Raw genomic sequence first — 24,998 nt, forward strand, 5'->3', positions numbered from 1 at the left:
GTGGAATGTCCACCATGGTCTGCAGGGCGTGCGAAACCGAGGTACCCGACGCGCCGTTCTGCGGACGCTGCGGTGCGCCACGAGATGGTGGCCGCGGGCGCCTACGATTGCGCGCCTACGCGGCGGCGCCCCATGAACACACCCTGCTGCCATCCATCGCGAGCTCGCTCTTTCCGCAGTTGCCACGCCGGTCCCGAACCCCGTTTCGGATAGGGCTGATACTGCTGTTCGTCGCGTTGGCCGCATTCACGCTGGCGCGCTGGCAGGCGCCGCTGATCACGGTCGGCGCGCTCGGCTTGCCGATCCTGTTCCTGATGTATCTGCGCGAGTCCGAGATCGACGACGATCAGCCGCGCAGCACGTTGGTGCTTGCCGCACTGATGGGGATCGCCCTCGGTGTCGCCTGGGCGTTCGAGACGGACTCGCTCGTGGTCGACGCCTACGCCCTGGCGCTCTCCGGCGGCAGCTTCGACGACACGCAGACCCTGGGCGACACGTTGTTCGTGCTGGCTTTCCCCGTCAGTTTCGCGGTGTTGATGCTGATTCCTGCGGTGGTCATCCGGCTGGTGCGACCGGGAATCCGGGAATCGTTGGACGGCTTCGTCATTGGGGCGCTCGGTGCCATCAGTTTCACCGCGGCGGCGACCCTGACCCAGTTGGCGCCGCAGTTTTCAACGGGTGTCACTGCCGGTGACCGGTCGATGGACGCGTTTCTCATCCAGGCGGGAATTCAGGTCATCGCCGTGCCGCTGACCTCGGCGGCGCTGGGCGGCCTGGTCGGTGTGACGCTGTGGTTCACCCGCCGGATCTCCATGGCAGCCAGTGTGCTTGTGACGCTTGGCCTTTACGCCGCGATGGGGCTGATGGATGCCTACGGGGCCCCGCTTCTGCTCCAGTTGGTGCTGTACCTGCTGATCACGGCGCTTGCCCTGATCGCGCTGCGGATCGGCATTCAGACCGCCCTGATGTCCGAAGAGCTCGATCTGGAGGATCCGACCGAACGGTTGATCTGTCCATACTGCGATCAGGCCGTCGCGGAGATGGCGTTCTGCCCGAACTGTGGAGTCGCCGCCCGCGCCGCGTCTCGAAGCTCGCGTGCGGGGCGGCGTTTCGCACCGGATGACACGACGGGACTGATACACCGGACGTCCTATTCTCGTCTGCTCCTGGTGCTGAGTGTCGGCGCAGTTGTGACGGCAGCGGGAGGCGTCGTCGCCGCTACGGTGGCCGCCCCCGCCGTGACCCCGTACCAATGTCCGCCCGACTGCGGGCGTCCTCCGTTCGCCGAACCGATCGAGTCGTATCCGCGGTACGTTTCGAAGGATGGGAGGTTCTCGGTCCAATACCCCGGGCCCGGAACGGCTTACGAGGCGACCATGGAACCGGACGGCGTCGCCCTCAAATTCAACGGCGGCGACACCGGCACCATGGAACTGTTCGGGACGCCCGCCGACGGCAAGACGGCGAAGGAGATCGTGGACTACCTGATCGATCAGAAGTTCCCCGACGCCACCACGGCCTACGAGATCCCCAACGCCATGGTCGGTTACGAGCCCGGGTACGGCGTCGTCGTCGACGTGTACCCCAACGACGCCAGGAGCGCATTCGCCCGAACGCGACTCCTCGTGATGGCCTCGGTCAAGTACGACTATGCGTTGCTCGCCGCGGCGATCGGGCCGTACCACGAGTTCACCCGGGAGTTCGGGCCCGGACACCCGTCCGGAGCCAATCTTCAACTCGCCATGGACATGGGCAAGTACGTCAACAGCTTTCGCTGGCGCGAGCCGGCGAGTTGATCGTCAGATATTCGAGAAGCAGGAATCTTCTTCGCTGTTGGGGATCGTCGCGTTCTTCGTCGAGAACCGGGTCTCGACACCGTTGTCGGTGACCTTCACGGAGTCGGCCTTGATGTTCATCGGCAACTCATTCGTCAGCTGGCTGGTGAGCGAGTCGAGCGCCGGCTGGATCGTCTCACGCGGCAAGGTGAAACCCAGTCCGGTCAACTCCGTCACCTCCAAGGTGAGAGCGCCGTCCTTCACCTGTGGCTTGGTGATGATGTTGCCGAGCGCTGCCTCCAACTCGACCGTGCCGTCGGACGGGTTCGTCGTCACGCCGGAGATCAGCGAGCCGACGAGTGGAATGGCGTTCTGAATGGACTGTGACATCCCGGCGGCCGTCCAGTCGATGTTCGCGACGAGGGAGCCGATCGTGCCGCCGCTGCCCGAGCCGGCGTCGGCATTGAGGTTCACGTCCTCGATCGTCACGTCGGCTTTCATGCCCGACAGATCGCGGATCTGATTGCCCGCGGTTTCGACGTGGATGCTCGTGTAGTGGCGGGAGAAATGCTGCATCAGGAACGGTGGCATGAATCCGAACGACACATCGGCCTTATCCTCGACGAGGCACTCGACGGCAGCGGCCACTCTGGTCTCGCCCTCGTTTCGGGCGTACAACTCGATGCCGATCAGCGCCGCCGCGAGGACCGCGATGACGATGACGAGCACCAGCACGATCGACAGCGGGTCGCGCAGCGATCTCTTCCGCTTCTTGGGTGGCGAGGGCTCCTGGGCCTGCGGCGCCGGAGCTTGAGGTGGTCCGGAGGGCGGCGGCGCGGCATAGGCCGGCGGCGGCCCCTGGGGCGGACGCTGAGGTTGCTGGGGAGGGCGTTGCCCGTACTGCGGCGGGCCCTGCGGGTACTGCGGCTGCGGCGGCGGGCGCTGTGGTTGATTCCGGCGGTCCCAGGGGTCGGTCACCCCCGCGATTCTGCCTTACCCCATGCATGGTCCGTGCGGTTGTTCATCACCGCGATGGTTTCGCGCACTTTGCGGGCGGCGTCGAGATCGATGTCGGTGACGAGCAATGACGGGTCATCACCTGCTGACGCGATGATTTCTCCGACGGGCGATGCGACCACGCTGCCGCCAACTCCAGTGGGCCCGAGAGCGGCGATCTCGTCACCCGGATATGCCTGATCGACCGCGGCGACGAAGCCCGTGGTGTCGATGGCGCGGGCCCTGGCCAGCAGGGTCCACTGGTCGAGCTTGCCCGGGCCGGTGCCCCACGACGCGTGGACCGTGATCAGTTGCGCTCCGCGGCGCGCCAGTTCGACGTAGAGCTCGGGGAAGCGAACGTCGTAGCACAACGTGAGGCCGACGGTGACGGGTCCGGAGTCATCGTCGACCGTGATCACCACGGGCTCGTGGCCCGGCGCGACAGTGCTCGACTCGGTGAAGCCGAACGCGTCGTAGAGGTGGATCTTGTCGTAATGTGCGTCGACTCCCGGCCCCGCGGCGATCAGGGTGTTGCTCACCCTGCCGTCTTCCGCGGGGGTGAACATGCCCGCGACGACGACGATGCCTGAACGCTCGGCGATCTGTCGCACCCCCGCCGCCCACGCGCCGTCCAGTGGCTCGGCGATCCCGGCCAACGGGATGCCGAGCCGGCACATCGTCGCCTCCGGGAACAGCACCAGCCGCGCGCCGGCGTCGGCGGCGCGCCGCGTGTAGTCCTCGACCAGGGCGAGGTTGGCCGACGGGTCGGTGCCGCTGCGGATCTGTGCCAGGGCCACGCGCATAGAACAGAGCCTACGTACCTACGGACCCCAGGCGACGCGGTCCTGCGCGGCCGCCTTGTTGCCGAGCTTCCCGGACCGCACCTGAGCAGCCAGGCTGTCGAGGATCACGCGCGAGCTCAACAGCGCCGTCTGCTCGGCCCAGTCGTACGGCGGTGAGCATTCGACGACCTCGAGACCGGCCAAGCCCGGTTCCGACACCATCTTGACCAGGTTCAGCGCCTCGCGGGGCAGCAGCCCGCCGGGCTCGGGCCAGCCGGTGCCGGGAACGAAGCCGGCGTCGATCACATCGATGTCGAAGGACAGGTACACCGCCTTGGCGCCCTTCCATGCGATCTCCAGCGCCATCTCGGCGATCTTCTCGACGCCGACCCGCTCGACGTCGCCGACCGTGATGACCGTCGACTGGCGTTCCCGCCCGACCTTGACGCCCGCCCGCGGTGCCTGCCAGCCACCGATCCCGATCTGCACCAGGTTGGTGGCGGGCGCGTTCTTGATGTTGGTGGCGTGGAACCACGGAGTGGTGTGCATGCGCTCGTCGAGGTCGGACTCCTGGGTGTCGACATGACGGTCGAAGTGGATGATGCCGACGTTGCCGTCCAGGTAGGGCGTCATGCCGCGGATCGTCGGGAAGCCGATGGAGTGATCGCCGCCGAGCACCACCGGCATCACACCCTTGGACACGACGTGCGCCATCGCCTGGCTGATCTGATCGAAGGACTTCTCCAGGTTGCCCGGGATGGTGAACACGTCACCGATGTCGACCATGTTGAGCTGCTCGCGCAGATCCACGCCCGACTCGTAGTTGTAGGTGCCGAAAAGGTTGGTGGAGCGCCTTATTCCCTGTGGGCCGAAGCGCGTTCCCGGCCGGTATGTGGCCCCGGCGTCCAGCGGCACGCCGAAGATCGCGACCTCGGCGTCGTCGACCTGGTTCACGTCCTCCACGAACGGACATTTCAGGAAGGTTCCGCGTTCACCGGCGAAGTGCGGCAACTCGCCGCGGACGAACGTGGAGATCCGGCGGTCGTTGATCGTCGGCGCCGCCTCGAGCCCGTAGGTCAGGCCGCGTTCGATCTCCTCGCGCTCGCGGCGATCGGGCAGGCGGGCCTCGGCCTGCTGGGCCCATGCGCCCTCGGCATTGAGAGGTTCTGGTTGGTCGGACATCGTGACTCCTCGAGCGTCGTCTTGTCGCTGTCCGGGTACGACGCGCCTCGTCCGGGGAGCACGTGCGGGCTCCTGGTCCTCATCTTGGCAGCGATCCCCCCGCCCGGCAGGGGGTAATTGCAACGCGGCGTTAACACGATGCGCGAACCGCCGTAACGGTGCGGAGTTTGTCTGATGGACGACTCACATTCGCCTATGTGAGGCGCATCTAGGGTTCCGCCGGCTCGCCGGGTCTGGTCCGAGAGATGCAAGCGGCTGTGCAGCGACGCGGGCCGTTCCACGGCGGGACAAAAGCCCGGGAGGCTCCACCTCGTAAAAGGAGGCTCCCATGATTCTTCTCGGCGTAGGGATTTCCATCGCCGTCGTCGTCCTCGTCGGATTCCTGGTTTCCAAGAGAATCGCGGGCGACAGCGCCAACTTCCTGGTCGGTGGCCGCATGCTGCCTCTGGTCTTGGTCGGCGGCGCCTTGATGGGTTCGGCCGTCGACACCAACGCCACGCTCGGCAACACCGATCTGGCATCGGAATTCGGCTTCTGGGCGGGTGCCTGCCTGCCACTGGGTCTCGCGTTGTGCCTGTTCCTCACCGGCCTGTTCTTCGCAAAACCGATGAACCGGATGGGCCTGACGTCCTTCCCCGACTATTACCGACTGCGCTTCGGGCGTCGGGTGGAGGCGGTCGCATCGCTGATGCTGATCGTGGGGTTCTGCATCCTGGTGGCCGGAAACCTGGTGGCGGGCGGCTTCCTGTTCAACTACTTCCTCGGCATGCCCTACTGGCTGGGCACCGTCGTCATCGCGGCCCTCGCGGTCGCGTACACGGGTACGGGCGGGCTGATCGCCGATGCGTACACGGCGATCATCCAGATGACCCTGGTCTTGGTCGGTGCTATCGGCCTGCTGATCTGGATGGCGACGACCCACGGCATCGAGATCGCCGCGGGCACAGGACCATTGGATATGGGTCAGATGACCGATCCCGCGCAGGGCGCGGTCATCAACTGGGCGACGCTGATCGCCCTCGGCATCGGGGATATCGTCGCGATCGACTTCATGCAGCGGGTCTTCGCGGCCAAGTCCCCGGAGACGGCCCGCCGCGCCTGCTTCAGTGCGGCCACCGGGGTGGTGGCGATCTGTGTGCCGTTCGGCATCGTCGTGCTCTCGGCGAAGGCGTTCATGCCGGCCGAACTCGACGGGCCGATCCTGTTCGTCCTGCTCGATCAGTACGCGCCGCTGTTCTTGACCATCATCGTGTTGTGTGGCTTGGTCGGGGCATCCATGAGCACCGCCAACGGCGCGATCCTGGCGATATCGAATGTCTCGGTGCGCAATCTGGGAGGCGTTCGGCGCGTGCATGTTCCGGGCCAGCGTGACCCGTTGTTGCGTGCGACGCGTATCGCGATGGTTCCGATGACGCTCATCTCGATCCTCATCGCGATCTACGTCAAGCAGACCGGAATCCTGCTGACCCTCGCGTTCGATCTCTTGCTGGCTTGTCTGGTGGTGCCGTTCATCCTCGGATTGTTCTGGCGCAAAGGCACTTCCGTCGCGGCCATGGTGTCGATCGTGGTCGGCCTCTCGGTGCGCCTCGTGCTGTTCGTGATGACGCCGACGATGTACGGACTCGACAACACGATCCTGTACATCCCCAACGGGCTGGTCGATGCGTCGTTCGACGGCTGGCCGACGTTCATCGCGTTCGCGACGTCGTTGGTCACCTATGTGGTCATCGCGCTGCTGACGCCCGCCGCGCCGATCCGGGGTCTGGACATCAGAGTGGCCGAGGACGTCGACGACGCACTCGCCGAGGCAGACACATCCGAGCCGGACCTGGTCAGCGCGGAGCCACTTGCGCCCACGGCACCGTAAGCACACCGTCCCGCATCCGCCGTCGCGGTGGCTCCACGGGAAATCCGTTGGCGCGCAGTGAATCCAGCATTGCGCGCCAACGGATCCGTGGGCCGAAAACACCGTGTCCCGCGGCGCCGGCCCACGCCAGATCGGCCGCGGCCAGCAGCGTGTGGATCGGCTGGCCTTCGACGTTGTGATGGATCAGCACCTTGGGTAGCCGTTCGGCGAGATCGGACGGACGCTCGATGGCGAACGGGTCGCAGGCCAGTGTGAGGCTCAGCGGACCGTCCGCGTCGAGGAGCACCCAGCAGCACAGCCTGCCGAGTTCGTCGCATGTGCCGTCGACGATCAGACCGCCGGGGGCCAATTGGCGCTGCATCGTGGCCCACGACTCGGCCACCGCCTCGACGGGATATTGGCGCAGCACGTTGAACGCACGCACCAGAACCGGGTTCCGGCCGGCCAGTTCGAAACCGCCGAGAGCGAATTCGACCGAGTCGCCGCCCGCGGCCCGTGCCGCTGCGACCCGGTCCGGATGGATCTCCAGGCCGATGACGCGGACGTCGCCACGCACCGCCCGCATCCGCTCGGCAAGCTCCAGGGTCGTGACGGGCAGGGCGCCGTAGCCGAGGTCGATCACCAACGGATCGGCGGCGGACAGCAGTGCGGCGCGCACCCGTCGGGAATGCACCAGCCAGCGGTCGCTGCGTCGGAGTCGGTTGTAGCCCGTGGTGCCCCGGGTGAGCTGGCCGATGGGGGCACCCATAGTGCGATTTTAGGTTGACCTGGGGCATACGGCCTGCACCACGCCGCCTAAGCGTTCTCCTTGATCCAGAGCGTCGTGAAGCGCTGCTCTGCGATCAGCAGGTCGACGAGTTGGCTGCCGATGAAGGTCTCGACCTTGCCGCCGACAAGCGGGATGTCGACCTGGACGGTGGCTGTGAAATCGAGTCGCGAGCCGGTGCCGGGATTCGCGGGCACCAGAACGGCGCTGCCGCTCAGATTCGCGGGTGCAGCCTTGATCGTGAGTTTGATCGTCGCGTCGGCCCGGCCGTCGTGGACGGGCGACCACACTTCTTCGCGGGTCAGTATCAGGTCGCCGCGGTGGAACTGCTGCACCACGCCCGGTAACCGGCTGGCGAGCACCGTCTGGGTCGTAACGATGTCCACGCCGCCGTCGTCGCCGAGCACCAGCCTGTCCAGCGAGTACGCGTCGGCGCCGGACTCGGTCAAGCGGGCCAGCCAGTACCGCTCCTCGCGGAATGCGCGGTGGACCTGTTCGACGCTGCCCTCGTATTCGGTGGCCATGTCGAATGAACGCGGCATAGCTGGCCACGCTACCGTTACCGCCCGTGGTCAGTTCGCTCATTGGGGGCGCGTCCGTTTCTGAGTCGGTGCCGCTGGCACCGCTGACCACTCTGCGCGTGGGACCCGTTGCGCGACGCGTGATCACCTGCGACACCACCCAGAAGGTCATCGACGTGGCGCGCACCCTCGGTCCGGAAAGCGACGCCCTGGTATTGGCGGGCGGATCCAACGTCGTGTTGTCCGACGAGTTGAGGAACCTCGACGTCGTGCTGCTCGCCAACACCGAGATCACCGTGGAGGGCAGCGTCGTGCGCGCGGAGGCGGGCGCGATGTGGGACGACGTGGTCGTGACCTCGCTGGCGTACGGGCTGGGTGGGTTGGAATGCCTTTCGGGCATCCCGGGTTCCGCCGGTGCGACACCGGTGCAGAACGTCGGCGCGTACGGCGCCGAGGTCGCCGACACCATCCGGCGGGTGCGACTGCTCGACCGGCGGACCGGCGAAGATCGGTGGGTTGAACCGTCGGCGTTGCAGTTCGGCTACCGCACCAGCGTTCTCAAGCACTCGACGGCGGCGATCGTGCTCGAGGTGGAGTTCGACTTGGACCCCGAAGGGCGCAGCGCGCCGCTTCGCTATGGCGAGCTGGCCAACGCGCTTGGCGCAGAACCGGACTCGCGGGTCGATCCGGGCCGTGTGCGGGAGGCGGTGCTGGCGCTGCGGGCCCGCAAGGGGATGGTGCTCGACGATCCCGACCACGACACCTGGAGCGTCGGGTCGTTCTTCACCAACCCTGTCGTCGCCCCCGCGGTGTTCGAGCAGCTGCGAAGCCGCGTCGATGGGGACGTGCCCCATTACCCGGCGCCCGACGGCGTCAAGCTGGCCGCGGGCTGGCTGGTGGAGCGTGCGGGCTTCGCCAAGGGCTACCCGGGCGAGGACGCCCCCGCGCGGCTTTCGACCAAGCACGCGCTGGCTGTGACCAATCGGGGTGGTGCGACCTCGGCCGACGTGATTGCGCTGGCCAGAGCGGTACGCGAGGGCGTCCGAGAGACATTCGGGATCGAACTCACACCCGAGCCGATTCTGATCGGGGCCGTTCTCTAGGTACCCTGGGTCCACGTGAGCCCAGCCGATCCACAGCCGTCGATAAGTCGTCGGCGCGCCTTGACCGCACTCGCGGTCGGGGTTGTCGCGCCGGGCGCCCTGGCGGCCTGTTCGAAGGCCTCGATTCCCACCCCCAGCGCGCCGAGTGCGCCGCCCGCTCCGTCGATGACCTACGAGCCGACCAACGCCACCGCCGACGTGGCGCCGACCGCGTCCATCGGCGTCAAGGTGAGCGACGGCTGGTTCCAACGCGTCACGCTGACCAATCCCGAAGGCAGGGCCGTCGCGGGTGCGCTCAACCGCGATCGCACGGCCTTCGACGTCACTGAACCGCTCGGCTACGGCGTGGAGTACACCTGGGGCGGTTCGGTGGTCGGCCGCGACGGCAAGGCGGTTCCGGTCAAGGGCAACTTCTCGACCGTCAGCCCGAGCACTCAGGTCAACGGTCAGTTCCAGCTTTCCGACGGCCAGGTCGTCGGCGTCGCGGCGCCGATCATCATCCAGTTCGACGCGTCGATCAGCGACAAGGCGTCCGTCGAGAAAGCCGTCAAGGTCACTACCGAGCCGCCGGTGGAGGGCAGCTGGGCGTGGCTACCCGACGAGGTCGGCGGTTCGCGCATGCACTGGCGTACCCGCGACTACTACCCGACAGGCACCAAGGTGAACGTCGAGGCGAAGCTCTACGGCATCCCGTTCGGCGACGGCGCGTTCGGCGCGCAGGATTCGACGCTGAGCTTCGAGATCGGCCGTCGCCAGGTGGTCATCGCCGAAGCGTCCTCGCACCGCATTCAGGTGCTCGACGGGCAGGGCGGCGTGATCATGGACTTCCCGTGCAGTTACGGCGAGGGGGACGTGGATCGCAACGTCACCCGCAGTGGCATCCACGTGGTCACCGAGAAGTACGAAGACTTCTATATGACGAATCCGGCGGGCGGCTACACGAACGCCCACGAGCGGTTCGCCGTGCGGATCTCCAACAACGGCGAGTTCATTCACGCCAACCCCGCCAGTTCGGGCGCACAGGGCAACACCAATGTCACCAACGGCTGCATCAACCTGTCCACCGAGGACGCCCAGCAGTACTTCAACACCGCGATGTACGGCGATCCGGTCGAGGTCACCGGGACACGGATCGAGCTGTCCTACGCCGACGGAGACATCTGGGACTGGGCCATGCCCTGGGACGAGTGGAAATCGATGTCGGCCTTGACCGACGAGGCCTCACCGGCGGGGATCCCCAGCACCGCGCCCGCCACACCGTCGGGAGCACCCGAACCAGTCGGTGGCACCGGACGTCCCGGCGGCTAGGCCCCTTGCGATTTGTGTGCGTTCGCGCGCGGTGAGCGCGCCAAAACGCACACAAATCCCTTTAAGTCTGGCGGTTGAAACGCGATCCGCTGGCGCCTGTCACCTGGTCGCGCGGCCTGACCACGATTAGATCCAGGTCGACGTGGGACGGGCGGCTGGCGACGAACCCGACCACCTCGGCGATGTCCTCGGCCACCAGGGGAGTCACGCCCTCGTAGACCTTCGCGGCGCGCTCCTCGTCGCCGTCGAAGCGGCGCAGCGAGAAGTCGGTCTTCACCATGCCCGGCGCGACTTCGGTGAGCCGCACCGGTTTTCCGAGTAGCTCGCTGCGCAGCGTGCGGTGCAGCACGCCCTGGGCATGTTTGGCAGCGGTATACCCGCCGCCGTTGTCGTAGATCTCAACGGCCGCGATCGAGGTGATCGTGATGATCAGCCCGTCGCCGGAGTCGATCAGCTTGGGCAGCAGCGCGCGGGTGACGTGCAGCGTGCCGAGCACATTGGACTCCCACATCCATCGCCAGTTGTCGATGTCGGCCTCGGCCACCGGTTCCAGTCCACGCGCGCCGCCGGCGTTGTTCACCAGCACGTCGACCCTGCTCAGGCACTGCGCCAGGGCGTTAACCGACTCCAGGTCAGTGACGTCCGTCACAATCGCGGTGCCACCGATCTCGTCTGCCAGGGCCTCGATCGGCTCGACACGCCGCGCTGCGCACACCACATGAAAGCCAAGGGCTGCAAGGGTTTTCGCAGTTGCGGCACCGATGCCGGCGCTGGCGCCGGTGACTACTGCGACCCGCTTATCGGTCTCTAGTGTCGTCATAGGCCCAACTTTAGTTGGCGTGCTAAGTTCACATTTATGTCCAGGAGCCAGGCTGCCCGCATCACGCGGCACTGTTGTTGTTGCGCACTTCGCCGCTCCTGATTCCGCTGTCCTGATGACAGTCGCCGGGTGTGGCAGAAACCCACCGGCCGACTTCACAAAAGGACAATCCCGTGCGCACAGCCACCACCACGCTCCATACCCCCGCCTCCGCCGCTCACACCAAGCGCGCACTCCTGGCCCGCCACCATGTGGTGGCGCCCTCGCTGCGGGTGGCCGAGGCCGCGGCGGGATCCGTGTTCGGCGCCGCACGACTGCGCGGCCCAATCGCGCGTGACGTCATTGCCCAGGTCTCCCAGCTCAGCATCGCGACGGTCAACCGCCAGGTCACGGCCCTGCTCGACGCAGGTGTGCTGCGGGAGCGGGCCGATCTGGCCGTCTCCGGCGCCATCGGCAGGCCGCGCGTGCCGGTCGAGGTCAACCACGAGCCCTACCTCACGCTGGGCGTTCACATCGGCGCCCGCACCACGAGCATCGTCGCCACCGATCTGTTCGGCCGCACGCTCGATGTCGTCGAGACACCCACACCCCGGGGTCCGCAGGCCGCGGCGCTGGCGTCGTTGGCGGCCAGCGCCCGCCGATATCTGAGCCGTTGGCACCGTCGCCGCGCGCTGTGGGTCGGCGTGGCCGCGGGCGGCGTCGTCGACAGCGCGACGGGTTACCTCGACCATCCGCGACTGGGGTGGTCGGACGCTCCCGTCGGCCCGGTGCTCGCCGAAGCGCTGGGCCTGCCGGTATCGGTCGCCTCGCACGTCGACGCGATGGCCGGCGCGGAACTTCTGCTCGGCGTCCGACGGCTGCCGGTGTCCGAGATCGCCGGTGCGGCACCGACTCCCACGTCGACAAGCCTCTACGTGTACGCCCGCGAGACCGTCGGTTACGCACTGTCCATCGGCGGCCGGGTGCACTCACCCGCCAGCGGACCGGGCACCATCGCGGCGCTGCCCGCCCACTCCGAACTCCTCGGCGGCACCGGTCAGCTGGAGTCCACCGTCAGCGACGAAGCCGTGCTGATCGCCGCCCGCAAGGCCCGCATCATCAATGGCGACGGGCCTGCGGCGACGATGCCTGCGGTGCTTCGGGCGGCTCGGCAGGGCAACGAGCAGGCGCAGGCGCTTCTCGGCGAGCGGGCCAAGGTGCTGGGGCAGGCCGTCGCCCTGCTGCGCGACATGCTCAACCCCGACGACCTCGTCGTGGGTGGTCAGGCCTTCACCGAGTATCCGGAGGGCATGGAGCTGGTCGAGAGGGCATACGCCGAACGTTCGGTGATGCCGGGGCGTCAGATCCGCGTGACGGCGTTCGGCAACCGGGTCCAGGAGGCAGGCGCAGGTGTGGTGTCCCTCGTCGGGCTCTACGCCGACCCGATCGGGGCGATGAAGCGGGCGCTGAACCGGCGACCCGAGGTGAGTGCGTAACCCGACGACGTCGCGCCACGGTGTAGACATGTCTGTGTGCGTCCAGTCACGGATCTGAGCCGATCCAATGCCGCCGGTCTTGCGGTTCCGCGACGAGTAGCCGTGTTGTCGGTGCACACGTCGCCGCTGGCACAGCCCGGTACCGGGGACGCGGGCGGGATGAATGTCTACGTCCTGCAGTCTGCGCTGCAGATGGCCAGGCGCGGGGTCGAGGTGGAGATCTTCACCAGAGCCACGTCGTCGGCCGACGCACCCGTCGTGCAGGTCGCGCCGGGGGTGCTCGTCCGCAACGTCGTCGCAGGCCCATTTGAAGGCCTGGACAAATACGACCTGCCCACCCAGCTGTGCGCGTTCACCGCGGGTGTTCTGCGGGCCGAGGCGACGCACGAGCCCGGGTACTACGACGTCGTGCACTCGCATTACTGGCTGTCGGGCCAGGTGGGCTGGTTGGCGCGGGACCGATGGGCGGTGCCGCTCGTGCACACCGCGCACACCCTGGCCGCCGTGAAGAACGCGGCGCTCGCCGACGGCGACGCACCTGAGCCGCCGCTGCGTGCGGTCGGTGAGCAGCAGGTGGTCGATGAGGCCGACCGGTTGATCGTCAACACCGAAACCGAAGCGCAGCAACTTGTTTCGCTGCATCACGCCGACCGATCGCGCATCGACATCGTCCACCCCGGCGTCGACCTTGAAATGTTCACACCCGGCGACCGTGCCGCGGCCCGCGCCGCACTCGGCATTGCGGCCGACGAGCAGGTGCTGGCGTTCGTGGGGCGGATCCAACCGCTGAAGGCACCCGACGTGTTGTTGCGCGCCGCGGCCCGGCTGACGGGACGTTTCAGTGCGCTGCGCGTGCTGGTCGCGGGCGGACCGTCCGGCAGCGGGCTGGCCGCCCCCGAGGCGCTGATTCAGTTGGCCGAAGAATTGGGTATCACCGCACACGTGACGTTCCTTCCTCCGCAGTCGCGCGATCAACTCGTCGACGTGTACCGGGCCGCCGATCTGGTTGCCATTCCCAGCTATTCGGAATCGTTCGGGCTCGTCGCCATCGAGGCCCAGGCCTGCGGCACCCCCGTGGTGGCGGCCGCCGTCGGCGGACTTCCGGTCGCGGTGCGCGACGGGGTCACCGGCACGCTGGTCGACGGCCACGACGTCGATGACTGGGCGCAGGCCATCGGTGCGCTACTGGACCGCGGACCCCAGACGATGAGCGCGGCCGCCGTCGAGCACGCCGCCACGTTCTCGTGGGCACGCACCGTCGACGCGCTGCTCACCAGCTACGGACGCGCAATCGGCGACTACCGCGCACGCCAGCGGGCGGACGTGACGTCCAGGCGCAGCGTCCGTCGCTTCACCATTCGCCGTGGGGTCCGCGCGTGAGTCGAGCCATGAGTGACGCGCAGGACGTCATCGAACAGGCCTGCAAGGAAAACGGGCTCGACTGCAGCCGCCACGAGGGCGCGCGGGGCGGACTGCCCGGCATCATCGTCGAACTTCCCGGCGAGCGCCGTCTGAAGACCAACACGATCCTGTCCATCGGCGAGCACTCGGTCCGCATCGAGGCGTTCGTCTGCCGCAAGCCCGACGAGAACCACGAGGGTGTCTACCGCTTCCTGCTCAAACGCAATCGCCGTCTCTACGGCGTCTCGTACACGCTCGACAACGTCGGTGACATCTACTTGGTCGGCCGGATGGCGTTGGCCTCGGTCAGCGCCGACGAGATCGACCGGGTTCTCGGTCAGGTGCTCGAGGCCGTCGACGCGGACTTCAATACGTTGCTGGAGTTGGGTTTTCGGTCGTCGATCCAGAAAGAGTGGGAGTGGCGGGTGTCCCGCGGCGAATCGCTGAAAAACCTCGAGGCCTTCGCCCACCTGATCGACGACGACGATGAGGACACCTCCGACTAGGCTCTGTGCCATGGGAGACTCCACGCTCATCCTGCTCCGCCACGGTGAGAGCGAATGGAACGCGAAGAACCTGTTCACCGGATGGGTCGACGTCGACCTCACCGAAAAGGGTAGGACCGAAGCGGTGCGCGCGGGCGAGCTGATCAAGGCACTCGATCGCCAGCCCGACGTCCTGTACACATCGCTGCTGCGGCGCGCGATCACCACCGCGAACCTGGCGCTGGACAAGGCCGATCGGCACTGGATCCCGGTGCACCGCGACTGGCGGCTGAACGAGCGGCACTACGGCGCCCTGCAGGGCCTGGACAAGGCCGAGACCAAGGAAAAATACGGCGAAGAGCAGTTCATGAAGTGGCGCCGCAGTTACGACACCCCGCCGCCGGCGATCGAGCCCGGCAGCACCTATAGCCAGGACAGTGATCCGCGCTACGCCGACATCGACGGTGGGCCGCTGACCGAATGCCTCAAAGACGTCGTCGAACGGTTCGTCCCGTACTTCGAGGAGACGATCGCGCCGGATCTGCGGGCCGGCAAGACCGTGCTCATCGCCGCCCACGGCAACTCGCTGCGGGCCCTGGTGAAGTACCTGGACGGAATGTCGGACGACGACGTGGTCGGCCTCAACATCCCCACGGGCATCCCTCTTCGCTACGACCTGGACTCCGACCTCAAGCCGAAGGTCGCCGGGGGCACCTACCTGGATCCCGAAGCGGCGGAGGCCGGCGCTGCCGCAGTTGCTGCGCAAGGTGCCAAATAAGCCGCTGAACAGTGCTGTCCGGCAAACAGTTGGTTAACAGGGGAAAGCCAGGGCCCGAATTTCGGAGATTCCTTTTGTGACTTGTCCCTATTTGGCCGCACGCTGCTGGGATGACGTTCACCGGGTGCGTACGATTTTCGCGTGAGTGTGGTATCGACGGTGCTTCTGGTGGGGCTCGTCGCACTGCTCACCCTGGGGATCGGTGCGGCGCTCGGGGCGAGGCTGGCTCCCCGCCTGATCGAGCGCAAGCAGCGACGGGCCGTCGCGCAATCCGGCATCACCGTTTCGCAGATGCTCGCCCACATCGTGTCGCAGTCGCCGGTAGGGATCGTCGTGGTCGATACCTACCGTGACGTGGTCTATCACAACGATCGGGCCCGCGAACTGGGCCTGGTCCGCGACCGCCTGCTCGACGACCGTGCCTGGCTCGCCGCGGAACGCACGCTGGCCACAGGCGATGACGGTGAGGTCGATCTCTCGCCGCGCAAGCGCGCCCACCCCGGCCGTTCGGGTCTGTCCGTGCGCGGCCACGTGCGTCTGCTGACCGAGCAGGATCGTCGATTCGCCGTGGTTTACGTCGACGACCAGTCGGAGCACGCGCGAATGGAAGCCACCCGCCGCGACTTCGTCGCCAACGTCAGCCACGAACTCAAGACGCCGGTCGGGGCGACGGGAGTGCTCGCCGAGGCGGTACTGGCCTCGGCTGACGACCCCGACACCGTGCGCAGGTTCGCCGAGAAGATGCTGGTCGAGTCCAACCGGCTGGGCAACATGGTCGGCGAGCTCATCGAGCTGTCGCGGCTGCAGGGCGCCGAACCGCTGCCCGACCTCGAATCCGTCGACGTCGACACCGTGGTGGCCGAGGCGCTGTCCCGGTACAAGGTGGCCGCCGACAACGCCGACATCGCCATCACCACGGATGCGCCGACCGGATACCGCGTGCTGGGGGACCAGACCCTGCTGGTCACCGCGATCGCCAACCTGGTGTCCAACGCGATCGCATACTCACCCCACGGTTCGTCGGTGTCGATCAGCAGGCGCCGTCGCGGCGACAACATCGAGATCGCCATCACCGACCGCGGTATCGGCATCGCGCGCGCCGATCAGGAGCGGGTGTTCGAACGGTTCTTCCGCGTCGACAAGGCGCGGTCCCGGGCCACCGGCGGCACGGGGCTCGGATTGGCGATCGTCAAACACGTCGCCGCCAATCACAACGGATCCATCCGGCTGTGGAGTCAGCCGGGGACGGGATCGACGTTCACCCTGTCGATTCCGGCGTACCCCCAGGGTGACGATGACCTAGAAGTGCACGTCGACGAGAGGACTAGCTAGCAGATGACCAGCGTGCTGATCGTGGAGGACGAGGAGTCCTTGGCCGATCCCCTGGCCTTTCTCCTGCGCAAGGAGGGCTTCGAGGCCACCGTGGTGGCTGACGGGCCGTCGGCCCTGGCCGAGTTCGAGCGGGCCGGTGCCGACATCGTCCTGCTGGACCTCATGCTCCCTGGCATGAGCGGGACTGATGTGTGCAAGCAATTGCGTTCGCGCTCAAGCGTTCCCGTCATCATGGTGACGGCGCGCGACAGCGAGATCGACAAGGTGGTCGGGCTCGAACTCGGGGCCGACGACTACGTCACGAAGCCGTACTCGGCACGCGAGCTGATCGCCCGCATCCGGGCGGTACTGCGTCGCGGCAACGACGCCGACGACGCCGGGATCGGCGACGGGGTGCTCGAGGCCGGGCCGGTGCGCATGGATGTGGAGCGGCACGTGGTGTCGGTCAATGGCGATGCGATCACGTTGCCCCTCAAGGAGTTCGACCTCCTCGAGTACCTGATGCGCAACAGCGGCCGGGTGCTCACCCGCGGTCAGCTCATCGACCGGGTGTGGGGTGCCGACTATGTCGGCGATACGAAAACCCTTGACGTCCATGTGAAGCGGCTGCGGTCAAAGATCGAGGCGGACCCGGCCAACCCGGTACACCTCGTCACGGTCCGCGGACTGGGCTACAAGCTGGAGGGCTAGCCGGTGACGCCGCCGAGGATCTCGAACACCTCGAAAGTGTTGACGCCCGCGGTGACTGACGGATCGCTCTCGGCGATGGCCAGCACCTCGGCGCGGTCGGCGGCGCGCAGCACACCCAGTCCCCATACGCCCTCGGGGTCTGCGACGGGACCGTAGACCACGACGCGGCCGTCGGCCAGCAGTCGTTGCCAGTACTCCTGGTGGGCGGCCATCGCCTGTTGTTCGTCGGGCGTCATGGTCTGCGCGAAATCCGCGCGCGGGGGTGTCAGACGGAAGAAGAACAGTGATGAGCGCTCGCGCGAAGAGCCGAGTGGATCAGTCATTCGGCCGCGCGGGTCGCCGGGTGCACCGCGATCAGCCCTAACGCGCTGCGCCGCTTACACATTGCGGCCAGCTCCGCGTAGGCCTTCTCGCCGAGCAGTTCGGTGAGCTCCGGCGCGTAGGACTGCCACACCTGCTTCTTCCCGACATGCGCGTTGGGATCGCCCGTGCAGTACCAGTGCAGGTCCTCACCGCCCTCGCCCCAGCCGCGGCGGTCGTACTCGGTGATCCACGTCTTGAGGATCTCGGTGCCGTCCGCGAGTTCCACCCATTCCTGGGTGCGACGGATCGGCAACTGCCAGCAGACCTCGGGCTTCATGGTCAGCGGTTCGACGCCGATCTTGAGCGCCTTGCTGTGCAGAGCGCACCCGATGCCCCCGGGGAAGCCGGGACGGTTCAGAAAGATGCACGCGCCCTTGTATTTTCGGGTGCGCATGTTGGGCTTGTCGTCGTACTCGTCCATCTCGAGGTAGCCCTTTTTACCGAGCCCCTTGTCGCGGTACTGCCAATCCTCATCGGTCAGCAGCTTGACCGCCTCGTCCAGATGGGCGATGTCGTTCTTGTCCGACATGAACGCGCCGTGCGAGCAGCATCCGTCGTCGGGTCTGCCCTCCACAGTGCCCTTACAGGCGGGCGTGCCGAACACGCACGTCCACCGCGACAGCAGCCAGGTCATGTCCGCTGCGATCAGATGCTCAGGGTTGTCGGGGTCGTAAAACTCGACCCACTCACGGGCAAAGTCGAGTTCAACCTCACCGGGATGCGATGCGCTCACGGTTTTCAACGGTAAACCCATTAAGTTGAAAGAGTGCGATTAGGCGTGCTGGATGTCGGCAGCAATACCGTCCATCTCTTGGTGGTCGACGCTCGTCGGGGCGGCCATCCGACGCCCATGAGTTCCACCAAGGCCTCGCTGCGCCTCGCAGAGTCGATCGACAGCCACGGCAAGCTCACCCGCAAGGGCGCCGACAAGCTGATCGGCACCCTCGATGAATTCTCCAAGATCGCGGCGAGTTCGGGCTGCGCCGAGTTGATGGCATTCGCCACCTCCGCCGTGCGCGACGCCAAGAACTCCGAAGAACTGCTCGCCAGGGTGCACGCCGAGACCGGGGTGGCGCTGCAGGTGCTGACCGGTGTCGACGAGTCCAGGCTGACGTTCCTCGCCGTGCGGCGGTGGTACGGCTGGAGCGCCGGGCGCATCATCAACATCGACATCGGTGGCGGTTCCCTGGAGTTGTCGAACGGTGTCGACGAGGAACCGGAAGTGGCGCTCTCACTGCCGTTCGGCGCGGGCAGGCTGACCCGCGAATGGCTGCCCGACGATCCGCCCGGCCGCCGTCGCGTCAACATGCTGCGTGACTGGCTGGAGACCGAACTCGCCGACGCAGGCGCTGAGATGCTCAAGGCCGGCAACCCGGACCTGGCGGTTGCGACCTCCAAGACGTTCCGCTCGCTGGCCCGGCTCACCGGCGCCGCCCCGTCCGGGGCAGGTCCGCGGGTCAAGCGGACGCTCACCGCGACCGGCCTTCGGCAGCTCATAGCATTCATCTCTAGGATGACCGCGGCTGACCGTGCGGAATTGGAAGGGGTGAGTACCGAGCGGGCCCCGCAGATCGTGGCCGGGGCCTTGGTAGCCGAGGCGAGCATGAAGGCGCTGGACGTCGAAAGCGTGGATATCTGCCCATGGGCATTGCGAGAAGGGCTTATTCTGCGGAAACTCGACAGCGAGGCCGATGGAACGGCCTTGGTGGAGACATCCGTGACCGGCAGACCGGAGGCTCACGCGGCACCGAAATCCAGGAAGGCCTGACGGCCCAGAGGCGAGAGACGATGACAGGACCAGAAGACAGCCAGAGCACGCGACCGATCTCGGTCGCCGAGCTGCTGGCGCGCAACGGCACAATCGGCGCCCCGCCTGCTGGTGGGCGCCGTAGGCGCCGTCGCGGCGACACCGATTCGATCTCGGTAGCCGAGTTGACCGGCGAGATCCCGATCGTCACTGATCACACCATCGCCGAACGGGAAGCGGCAGCTCAGGAGGTCGCGGGTCAGCCCGTGGTCGAGGAGCCCGTCGCCGAAGAGGTCGCCGAGGAGGTCGCCGAGGAACCCGCCGAGGAGGTCGTCGAGGAGCCCTCCGAGGAACCCGTCGAGACCGTTGAGCCTGTCGAGGCTGTCAACGACGAGCTGAGCAACCAGGCGGCCACCAATGGTGCCGTCGACCATCAGGACGTCGAAACCGAAACCGAAGACGACACCGAGACCGAAACCGAAGCCGAAACCGTCGACGAGCCCGAAGCCGAATCGGCCGACGAGAACGACGACGACTACGCCGGCGCGGTCTCCGACTACACGGCCCACATCCAGCAGCGCGACACCGACGTCGACCTGGACTTCTTCGCGCCACCACGCCGCTCGAGCTATGCGGCGCGCCGATTCAACGCACTCGGGGTGGACGCCGAGGAGATGAGCCCCGACCCGGACCCTGTCGACGAGGACCCCGCCGTCGACTGGTCGGATTCGGCGAGCGGATCCACCGAGGTCGACGACGACGCCGACGCTGTCGACACGGTCGCCGCCGTCCAGCAGGACGTCAAGGATTCCGACAGCTCGCCGTCGTACCTGCGAACGGCCGCGGGCCCGTTGTTCGGCGGCCAGACGGTCGCCGACGACATCGCCCGGGGCGGCCCGCTGACCGCTGTCGAGGACATCGATGTCGACCACGGTGCCGACCGCGATGCCGAACCGGCCGCGCCGAAGACCATGTCGTCGTTCATGCACGGCGTGTGGATCGTGGGGCAATCCGTGCTGGCGGTGGCGTTCGGCGCTGGATTGTTCGTCGCTTTCGACCAGCTGTGGAAGTGGAACAACATCGTCGCGCTGGTGCTGTCCGTGCTGGTGATTCTCGGTCTGGTGGTCGGCGTGCGGGTGGTGCGCAAGACCGAGGACATCGGCAGCACGCTGATCGCGGTGGCTGTGGGGGCGCTGGTCACGTTGGGACCGCTGGCCCTGCTGCAGTCCGGTTGATGGCTGCCGCCGAATAGACACGTGCGCCCCGCAATCAAGGTCGGTCTGTCGACGGCCTCGGTCTACCCGCTGAGGACCGAGGCGGCCTTCGAGTACGCCGCGGACCTCGGCTACGACGGTGTCGAGCTGATGGTGTGGGCCGAGACCGTGTCGCAGGACATCGATGCGATCGCCGAGCTCTCCGAGCGCTACGAGATGCCGGTGCTGTCGGTGCACGCACCGTGCCTGCTGATCTCGCAGCGGGTGTGGGGCGCCAATCCGATCCCGAAACTGGAGCGCAGCGTGCGCGCCGCCGAACAGCTGGGCGCGGACACGGTGGTGGTGCATCCCCCGTTCCGGTGGCAACGGCGATATGCCGACGGGTTCACCGAACAGGTCGCCGAACTCGAGGCATCCAGCAACGTGATGGTGGCGGTGGAGAACATGTTCCCGTTCCGCGCCGATCGGTTCTTCGGTGCCGGCCAGACGTCCATCGAGCGCATGCGCAAGCGCGGCGGCAAGCCAGGACCGGGCATCTCGGCGTTTGCGCCGTCCTACGACCCGCTGGACGGCAACCACGCCCACTACACACTCGATCTGTCGCACACCGCGACCGCGGGCACCGATGCCCTGGACATGGCGCAAAGAATGGGCGAGGGCCTTGTGCACCTGCATCTGTGCGACGGCAGCGGTGCATCGGCCGACGAACATCTGGTCCCTGGCCGCGGCACCCAACCGACCGTCGAGGTCTGCGAGATGCTGGCCGCGAGTAATTTCTCCGGCCATGTGATCCTCGAGGTGACCACGTCGGGGGCGCGGTCGGCGGGTGAGCGTGAGGCGCTGCTGGCCGAGTCGCTGCAGTTCGCCCGCGCCAACCTGCTGCGCTGACGGAGATTGGGACCCACATGTCGAGCTCGACCCTGTTCACCGATGCCATGGTGCTGTCGAGTGCCGGCGACGGCGCGTATGACGGTGAGCTGAACGAGCATTGGACCATCGGCGAGAAGGTGCACGGCGGGGCGATGCTGGCGCTGTGCGCGAACGCCGCGCGGACGGAGTATTCCAGGGGGCAGGGGAGCGAGGGGGAGCCGATCGCGGTTTCCGGAAACTTCCTGTGGGCGCCGGATCCGGGCCCGATGCGAGTGAGCACCATTGTGCGCAAGCGCGGGCGCCGCGTCGGCCTGGTCGATGTCGAACTGACGCAGGGGGACCGCACCGCCGTGCGCGCCTCGGTCACGCTCGGTGAGCCCGAGCACGATGTACCACCGCTGCTTTCGGTCAATCCCGTCATCCCGTTGATGCAGCCCGACCCACCGCCCGGGCTCGAGCCGATCGGGCCGGGCCACCGGATGGCCGACATCGTCCATCTGGCGCACGGCTGCGATATCCGTCCCTCGCTGACCACGATGCAGCCGAGGTCGGACGGCGGGCCGCCGGTGATCGAGTACTGGGTGCGGCCCAAGGGGGTGGCCCCGGACGTGCTTTTCGCGCTGCTGTGCGGCGATGTGTCGGCTCCGGTGACGTTCGGCGTCAACCGGTTCGGCTGGGCGCCCACCGTCCAACTCACCGCTTACCTGAGGGCACTGCCCGCGGACGGCTGGCTACGGGTGCTCTGCACGACGGTGCAGATCGGCCAGGACTGGTTCGACGAAGACCACGTCGTCGTCGACTGCGAGGGCCGCATCATCGTGCAGAGCCGCCAGCTGGCGATGGTGCCGCAGGGATCGTGACGGCTGCCCATCACGGGCTGTAGTGGCGTCTGCAATGCTTGCCCGCATGGCCAGAATCGCGATCATCGGCGGCGGAAGTATCGGTGAGGCTCTGCTGTCCGGCATGTTGCGCGCCGGACGGCAGGTCAAGGACCTGGTGGTCGCCGAGAAGGACCCCGGCCGCGCGAAGTACCTGTCCGGGACGTACTCGGTGCTGGTCACGACGGTCGGCGATGCGGTCGACACCGCGACGTACGTCATCGTCGCGGTCAAGCCCTTCGACGTCGAGGGTCTGGTGGCCGAGATCGCCGAGGCCGCCGCGCGAGCGGAAACCGACACTGCCGAAAAGGTTTTCGTGACCGTCGCGGCAGGCGTCACGGCGGCGTTCTACGAGAACAAGCTGCCCGCAGGGTCGCCCGTCATCCGGGTGATGCCCAACGCCCCCGTCGTCGTCGGCGGCGGGGTGAGCGCCCTTGCGCCCGGCCGCTTCGCAACCCCTGAGCACCTCACGGAGGTGTCGGCGATCTTCGACGCCGTCGGCGGTGTGCTCACCGTTCCCGAGTCGCAGCTCGACGCCGTCACCGCCGTGTCGGGGTCGGGCCCGGCCTACTTCTTTTTGATGGTCGAAGCGTTGGTCGACGCGGGTGTCGCGGCCGGTCTGCCGCGGTCGGTTTCGACCGATCTTGTCGTGCAAACAATGGCGGGCTCGGCCGCGATGTTGCTGGAACGTCTCGATGAGGCGCAGCCGGCGGGCGATGTGGCGCTCGGAACGGCCATCGACACCACGGCCGCGCAGCTGCGGGCGACAGTTACCTCGCCCGGGGGTACCACCGCCGCTGGTCTGCGGGAACTTGAAAGAGGCGGTTTGCGAGCGGCAGTCGCATCTGCGGTGGAAGCCGCAAAAATGCGGTCTGAGCAGCTAGGAATTACATCCTAGTAGTTCAAAGTTTTCAAATTGATTAGCCCACACCCGTCGCAGTAACCCCATCCGCCACGCTATTCTCCTCGTGTAAGCACGGGTCGGAGCCAGCGGTGGGGAAGCTGCTGGAACTGCTCGTGCCTGAACGAATGGGTTGCGATGACGTCTATGAACGGGCCATCGGGGCGCGATTCGGCGAGCGGCAAGCGAGACACTGGCGCTTCCGACGGCCAGCCGCCACGTGCTCAATTTCTCACCGTCGCGGAAGTGGCCAGTCTGATGCGGGTCAGCAAGATGACGGTATATCGATTGGTGCACAACGGAGAGCTGCCCGCGGTGCGTGTCGGCCGTTCGTTCCGCGTGCATGCCAAGGCCGTGCACGACATGCTCGAAAGCTCGTACTTCGACGCAGGCTGATCGTTTGGGCCGGCCGTCCGGCTCCGTCACGCGTTTTTCGCTTACCCGGGCCGCCCAGGTAAGGTAGCTGCTCGAGTCGTGGTGCACGGACGTGCATAGAAATATCTAGGTAGCGGAGTTCATGGGTTCAGTCATCAAGAAGCGGCGTAAGCGTATGTCGAAGAAGAAGCATCGCAAGCTGCTTCGTCGCACCAGGGTTCAGCGCAGAAAACTCGGCAAGTAGTTCACTCGTCGGGTCGCTAGGCTGACCGGATGGATTCTGAGGGTCGTTCTCCGGACGACACCGTCGGCTACCCCAAGGTTGTGCTGGTCACGGGTGCCTGCCGCTTCCTCGGTGGGTACCTGACGGCTCGGCTGGCCCAGAACCCGTTGATCAATCACGTGATCGCGGTCGACGCGGTCGCGCCGAGCAAGGACATGCTGCGCCGGATGGGCCGCGCCGAATTCGTTCGCGCCGACATCCGTAACCCGTTCATCGCCAAGGTCATCCGCAACGGTGACGTCGATACCGTCGTGCATGCCGCCGCGGCGTCGTACGCACCGCGCGCCGGTGGGCGGGCAGCGCTCAAGGAACTCAACGTCATGGGCGCGATCCAGTTGTTCGCCGCCTGCCAAAAGGCTGAGACCGTGCGACGCGTGATCGTGAAGTCCACGTCGGAGGTCTACGGCTCGCACGCCCACGACCCCGTGCTGTTCACCGAGGCCAGCAGCGCGCGGCGGCCACCGGGCGAGGGGTTCGCCCGCGACAGCATCGACATCGAGGGCTACGCGCGCGGTGTGGGCAGGCGCAGGCCCGACATCACCGTCACCGTCCTGCGGCTGGCCAACATGATCGGCCCCGCCATGGACACCGCGCTCTCGCGCTATCTCGCAGGACCGGTGGTACCGACGGTCATCGGGCACGACGCGCGACTGCAACTGCTGCACGAGCAGGACGCGCTCGGCGCACTGGAGCGCGCCACGATGGCGGGCAAATCGGGCACGTTCAACATCGGTGCCTCGGGAATCATGATGATGAGTCAGGCCATCCGACGTGCCGGCCGGCTAGCGCTGCCGGTGCCGCGACCCGCGCTCTCCGCTGTGGATTCGCTATCGCGCGCGACTCGCTACACTGAACTCGATCGAGAGCAGATTGACTACTTGAGCTATGGCCGCGTCATGGACACCGCGCGTATGCGCAATGACCTTGGCTACAGCCCGAAGTGGACAACCGTGGAAGCCTTTGACGACTATGTCCGAGGTCGCGGGTTGACCCCGATCATCGACCCTAAGTGGGTACGCTCAATGGAGAGTCGAGCCGTGGCAGCGGCGCAGCGGTGGGGAAGATAGCAGCAACAATCAGTATCGG

General features: G+C 66.9%; 26 protein-coding genes and 2 riboswitches. Of the genes, 18 read left to right on the forward strand and 8 right to left on the reverse strand.

Annotated features, from left to right (window positions below; translation table 11 throughout):
• Positions 1-5: 5 nt before the first annotated feature.
• Complete coding sequence (locus tag AB4Z42_RS01110) at positions 6-1,796, forward strand: zinc ribbon domain-containing protein (protein ID WP_442007286.1); 1,791 nt, start codon at positions 6-8, stop codon at positions 1,794-1,796.
• 3 nt (positions 1,797-1,799) lie between these two features.
• On the opposite strand, the gene AB4Z42_RS01115 is transcribed toward AB4Z42_RS01110, so the two are convergent.
• The 3 genes from AB4Z42_RS01115 to AB4Z42_RS01125 are packed head-to-tail and all read right to left on the reverse strand — an operon-like array spanning position 1,800 to position 4,735.
• On the reverse strand, positions 1,800-2,753 hold the full coding sequence (locus AB4Z42_RS01115) for an LmeA family phospholipid-binding protein (protein WP_442007287.1): 954 nt from the start codon (positions 2,751-2,753) through the stop codon (positions 1,800-1,802).
• The gene (locus tag AB4Z42_RS01120) at positions 2,750-3,574 is read right to left on the reverse strand and encodes a carbon-nitrogen hydrolase family protein (RefSeq protein ID WP_442007288.1); all 825 of its coding nucleotides are present in this window, start codon (positions 3,572-3,574) and stop codon (positions 2,750-2,752) included. The genes AB4Z42_RS01115 and AB4Z42_RS01120 overlap by 4 nt, the downstream gene beginning before the upstream one ends.
• An 18-nt stretch (positions 3,575-3,592) precedes the next feature.
• Complete coding sequence (locus AB4Z42_RS01125; protein WP_442007289.1) at positions 3,593-4,735, reverse strand: agmatinase family protein; 1,143 nt, start codon at positions 4,733-4,735, stop codon at positions 3,593-3,595.
• 10 nt (positions 4,736-4,745) lie between these two features.
• Positions 4,746-4,811, reverse strand: a riboswitch (guanidine-III (ykkC-III) riboswitch).
• A gap of 121 nt (positions 4,812-4,932) precedes the next feature.
• Positions 4,933-5,039: riboswitch (guanidine-I (ykkC/yxkD leader) on the forward strand.
• A gap of 24 nt (positions 5,040-5,063) precedes the next feature.
• Here AB4Z42_RS01125 and AB4Z42_RS01130 point away from each other — a divergent pair.
• Complete coding sequence (locus AB4Z42_RS01130; protein ID WP_442007290.1) at positions 5,064-6,602, forward strand: sodium:solute symporter family protein; 1,539 nt, start codon at positions 5,064-5,066, stop codon at positions 6,600-6,602.
• On the opposite strand, the gene AB4Z42_RS01135 is transcribed toward AB4Z42_RS01130, so the two are convergent.
• Entirely contained in the window at positions 6,568-7,350 is a 783-nt protein-coding gene (locus AB4Z42_RS01135) for a class I SAM-dependent methyltransferase (protein ID WP_442007291.1), read from the reverse strand. The genes AB4Z42_RS01130 and AB4Z42_RS01135 overlap by 35 nt on opposite strands.
• Before the next feature lie 47 nt (positions 7,351-7,397).
• Positions 7,398-7,910: a DUF2505 domain-containing protein gene (locus tag AB4Z42_RS01140; protein ID WP_442007292.1), complete on the reverse strand. Its 513-nt coding sequence runs from the start codon at positions 7,908-7,910 to the stop codon at positions 7,398-7,400.
• A gap of 26 nt (positions 7,911-7,936) precedes the next feature.
• Between AB4Z42_RS01140 and AB4Z42_RS01145 the strand changes: the two genes are divergently transcribed.
• Both AB4Z42_RS01145 and AB4Z42_RS01150 read left to right on the forward strand, forming a co-directional pair.
• Complete coding sequence (locus AB4Z42_RS01145) at positions 7,937-8,992, forward strand: UDP-N-acetylmuramate dehydrogenase (RefSeq protein ID WP_442007293.1); 1,056 nt, start codon at positions 7,937-7,939, stop codon at positions 8,990-8,992.
• Positions 8,993-9,007: 15 nt separating this feature from the next.
• Positions 9,008-10,300 (forward strand): L,D-transpeptidase, encoded by a 1,293-nt coding sequence (locus AB4Z42_RS01150; protein WP_442007294.1) that lies wholly within the window; start codon positions 9,008-9,010, stop codon positions 10,298-10,300.
• Positions 10,301-10,361: 61 nt separating this feature from the next.
• Here AB4Z42_RS01150 and AB4Z42_RS01155 read toward each other — a convergent pair whose 3' ends face one another.
• Complete coding sequence (locus AB4Z42_RS01155) at positions 10,362-11,120, reverse strand: SDR family oxidoreductase (protein ID WP_442007295.1); 759 nt, start codon at positions 11,118-11,120, stop codon at positions 10,362-10,364.
• A gap of 173 nt (positions 11,121-11,293) precedes the next feature.
• On the opposite strand from AB4Z42_RS01155, the gene AB4Z42_RS01160 reads away from it, so the two are divergent.
• From AB4Z42_RS01160 to regX, 6 genes are all read left to right on the forward strand, one after another.
• Positions 11,294-12,595, forward strand: a complete 1,302-nt coding sequence (locus AB4Z42_RS01160; RefSeq protein WP_442007296.1) for an ROK family protein — start codon at positions 11,294-11,296, stop codon at positions 12,593-12,595.
• Between the two features lie 36 nt (positions 12,596-12,631).
• The gene (gene mshA / locus AB4Z42_RS01165) at positions 12,632-13,975 is read left to right on the forward strand and encodes a D-inositol-3-phosphate glycosyltransferase (RefSeq protein ID WP_442007297.1); all 1,344 of its coding nucleotides are present in this window, start codon (positions 12,632-12,634) and stop codon (positions 13,973-13,975) included.
• Positions 13,976-13,983: 8 nt separating this feature from the next.
• Positions 13,984-14,502, forward strand: coding sequence for a YbjN domain-containing protein (locus tag AB4Z42_RS01170; protein ID WP_442007298.1), 519 nt, complete (start codon positions 13,984-13,986; stop codon positions 14,500-14,502).
• A gap of 10 nt (positions 14,503-14,512) precedes the next feature.
• Positions 14,513-15,259, forward strand: a complete 747-nt coding sequence (locus AB4Z42_RS01175; protein ID WP_442007299.1) for a phosphoglyceromutase — start codon at positions 14,513-14,515, stop codon at positions 15,257-15,259.
• 141 nt (positions 15,260-15,400) lie between these two features.
• On the forward strand, positions 15,401-16,591 hold the full coding sequence (locus AB4Z42_RS01180; RefSeq protein WP_442007300.1) for a sensor histidine kinase: 1,191 nt from the start codon (positions 15,401-15,403) through the stop codon (positions 16,589-16,591).
• A 3-nt stretch (positions 16,592-16,594) separates the two neighbouring features.
• Positions 16,595-17,281 (forward strand): two-component sensory transduction protein RegX, encoded by a 687-nt coding sequence (regX, locus tag AB4Z42_RS01185; RefSeq protein ID WP_442007301.1) that lies wholly within the window; start codon positions 16,595-16,597, stop codon positions 17,279-17,281.
• Here the strand turns inward: regX and AB4Z42_RS01190 are convergent.
• Positions 17,278-17,604 (reverse strand): YciI family protein, encoded by a 327-nt coding sequence (locus AB4Z42_RS01190; protein WP_442007302.1) that lies wholly within the window; start codon positions 17,602-17,604, stop codon positions 17,278-17,280. The genes regX and AB4Z42_RS01190 overlap by 4 nt on opposite strands.
• Positions 17,601-18,398 (reverse strand): hypothetical protein, encoded by a 798-nt coding sequence (locus AB4Z42_RS01195; protein ID WP_442007303.1) that lies wholly within the window; start codon positions 18,396-18,398, stop codon positions 17,601-17,603. Before AB4Z42_RS01195 ends, AB4Z42_RS01190 begins: the two co-directional genes overlap by 4 nt.
• A gap of 12 nt (positions 18,399-18,410) precedes the next feature.
• On the opposite strand from AB4Z42_RS01195, the gene AB4Z42_RS01200 reads away from it, so the two are divergent.
• The 8 genes from AB4Z42_RS01200 to AB4Z42_RS01235 all read left to right on the forward strand — a co-directional run bounded on the left by AB4Z42_RS01200 (position 18,411) and on the right by AB4Z42_RS01235 (position 24,979).
• Positions 18,411-19,412, forward strand: coding sequence for a Ppx/GppA phosphatase family protein (locus AB4Z42_RS01200; RefSeq protein WP_442007304.1), 1,002 nt, complete (start codon positions 18,411-18,413; stop codon positions 19,410-19,412).
• Between the two features lie 20 nt (positions 19,413-19,432).
• Positions 19,433-20,626 (forward strand): hypothetical protein, encoded by a 1,194-nt coding sequence (locus tag AB4Z42_RS01205; RefSeq protein ID WP_442007305.1) that lies wholly within the window; start codon positions 19,433-19,435, stop codon positions 20,624-20,626.
• Between the two features lie 21 nt (positions 20,627-20,647).
• Positions 20,648-21,493, forward strand: a complete 846-nt coding sequence (locus AB4Z42_RS01210; RefSeq protein WP_442007306.1) for a sugar phosphate isomerase/epimerase family protein — start codon at positions 20,648-20,650, stop codon at positions 21,491-21,493.
• Between the two features lie 17 nt (positions 21,494-21,510).
• Positions 21,511-22,335 carry a thioesterase family protein gene (locus tag AB4Z42_RS01215; RefSeq protein ID WP_442007307.1) on the forward strand — a complete coding sequence of 275 codons (825 nt, stop codon included), beginning with the start codon at positions 21,511-21,513 and terminating at the stop codon, positions 22,333-22,335.
• Positions 22,336-22,381: 46 nt separating this feature from the next.
• On the forward strand, positions 22,382-23,251 hold the full coding sequence (gene proC / locus AB4Z42_RS01220) for a pyrroline-5-carboxylate reductase (protein ID WP_442007308.1): 870 nt from the start codon (positions 22,382-22,384) through the stop codon (positions 23,249-23,251).
• A 141-nt stretch (positions 23,252-23,392) separates the two neighbouring features.
• Positions 23,393-23,650 (forward strand): helix-turn-helix domain-containing protein, encoded by a 258-nt coding sequence (locus AB4Z42_RS01225; protein ID WP_442007309.1) that lies wholly within the window; start codon positions 23,393-23,395, stop codon positions 23,648-23,650.
• Positions 23,651-23,771: 121 nt separating this feature from the next.
• A complete protein-coding gene (locus AB4Z42_RS01230) occupies positions 23,772-23,873 on the forward strand; it encodes a 30S ribosomal protein bS22 (RefSeq protein WP_003402602.1) in 102 nt (33 codons plus the stop codon).
• Between the two features lie 29 nt (positions 23,874-23,902).
• Positions 23,903-24,979: an SDR family oxidoreductase gene (locus AB4Z42_RS01235; RefSeq protein WP_442007310.1), complete on the forward strand. Its 1,077-nt coding sequence runs from the start codon at positions 23,903-23,905 to the stop codon at positions 24,977-24,979.
• Positions 24,980-24,998: the final 19 nt, after the last annotated feature.

The organism is Mycobacterium sp. 2YAF39 (genome assembly GCF_052114565.1).
GTDB lineage: Bacteria > Actinomycetota > Actinomycetes > Mycobacteriales > Mycobacteriaceae > Mycobacterium.

Bases quoted from the DNA above. Each gene is read 5' to 3' on its own strand.
- AB4Z42_RS01155 (WP_442007295.1), bottom strand. From the start codon at position 11,120: ATGACGACACTAGAGACCGATAAGCGGGTCGCAGTAGTCACCGGCGCC.
- AB4Z42_RS01230 (WP_003402602.1), top strand. From the start codon at position 23,772: ATGGGTTCAGTCATCAAGAAGCGGCGTAAGCGTATGTCGAAGAAGAAG.
- regX (WP_442007301.1), top strand. From the start codon at position 16,595: ATGACCAGCGTGCTGATCGTGGAGGACGAGGAGTCCTTGGCCGATCCC.
- AB4Z42_RS01110 (WP_442007286.1), top strand. From the start codon at position 6: ATGTCCACCATGGTCTGCAGGGCGTGCGAAACCGAGGTACCCGACGCG.
- AB4Z42_RS01215 (WP_442007307.1), top strand. From the start codon at position 21,511: ATGTCGAGCTCGACCCTGTTCACCGATGCCATGGTGCTGTCGAGTGCC.
- AB4Z42_RS01125 (WP_442007289.1), bottom strand. From the start codon at position 4,735: ATGTCCGACCAACCAGAACCTCTCAATGCCGAGGGCGCATGGGCCCAG.
- AB4Z42_RS01130 (WP_442007290.1), top strand. From the start codon at position 5,064: ATGATTCTTCTCGGCGTAGGGATTTCCATCGCCGTCGTCGTCCTCGTC.
- AB4Z42_RS01195 (WP_442007303.1), bottom strand. From the start codon at position 18,398: ATGGGTTTACCGTTGAAAACCGTGAGCGCATCGCATCCCGGTGAGGTT.
- AB4Z42_RS01235 (WP_442007310.1), top strand. From the start codon at position 23,903: ATGGATTCTGAGGGTCGTTCTCCGGACGACACCGTCGGCTACCCCAAG.
- AB4Z42_RS01205 (WP_442007305.1), top strand. From the start codon at position 19,433: ATGACAGGACCAGAAGACAGCCAGAGCACGCGACCGATCTCGGTCGCC.
- AB4Z42_RS01170 (WP_442007298.1), top strand. From the start codon at position 13,984: ATGAGTGACGCGCAGGACGTCATCGAACAGGCCTGCAAGGAAAACGGG.
- AB4Z42_RS01120 (WP_442007288.1), bottom strand. From the start codon at position 3,574: ATGCGCGTGGCCCTGGCACAGATCCGCAGCGGCACCGACCCGTCGGCC.
- AB4Z42_RS01190 (WP_442007302.1), bottom strand. From the start codon at position 17,604: ATGACTGATCCACTCGGCTCTTCGCGCGAGCGCTCATCACTGTTCTTC.
- AB4Z42_RS01135 (WP_442007291.1), bottom strand. From the start codon at position 7,350: ATGGGTGCCCCCATCGGCCAGCTCACCCGGGGCACCACGGGCTACAAC.
- proC (WP_442007308.1), top strand. From the start codon at position 22,382: ATGGCCAGAATCGCGATCATCGGCGGCGGAAGTATCGGTGAGGCTCTG.
- AB4Z42_RS01225 (WP_442007309.1), top strand. From the start codon at position 23,393: ATGACGTCTATGAACGGGCCATCGGGGCGCGATTCGGCGAGCGGCAAG.
- AB4Z42_RS01140 (WP_442007292.1), bottom strand. From the start codon at position 7,910: ATGCCGCGTTCATTCGACATGGCCACCGAATACGAGGGCAGCGTCGAA.
- AB4Z42_RS01175 (WP_442007299.1), top strand. From the start codon at position 14,513: ATGGGAGACTCCACGCTCATCCTGCTCCGCCACGGTGAGAGCGAATGG.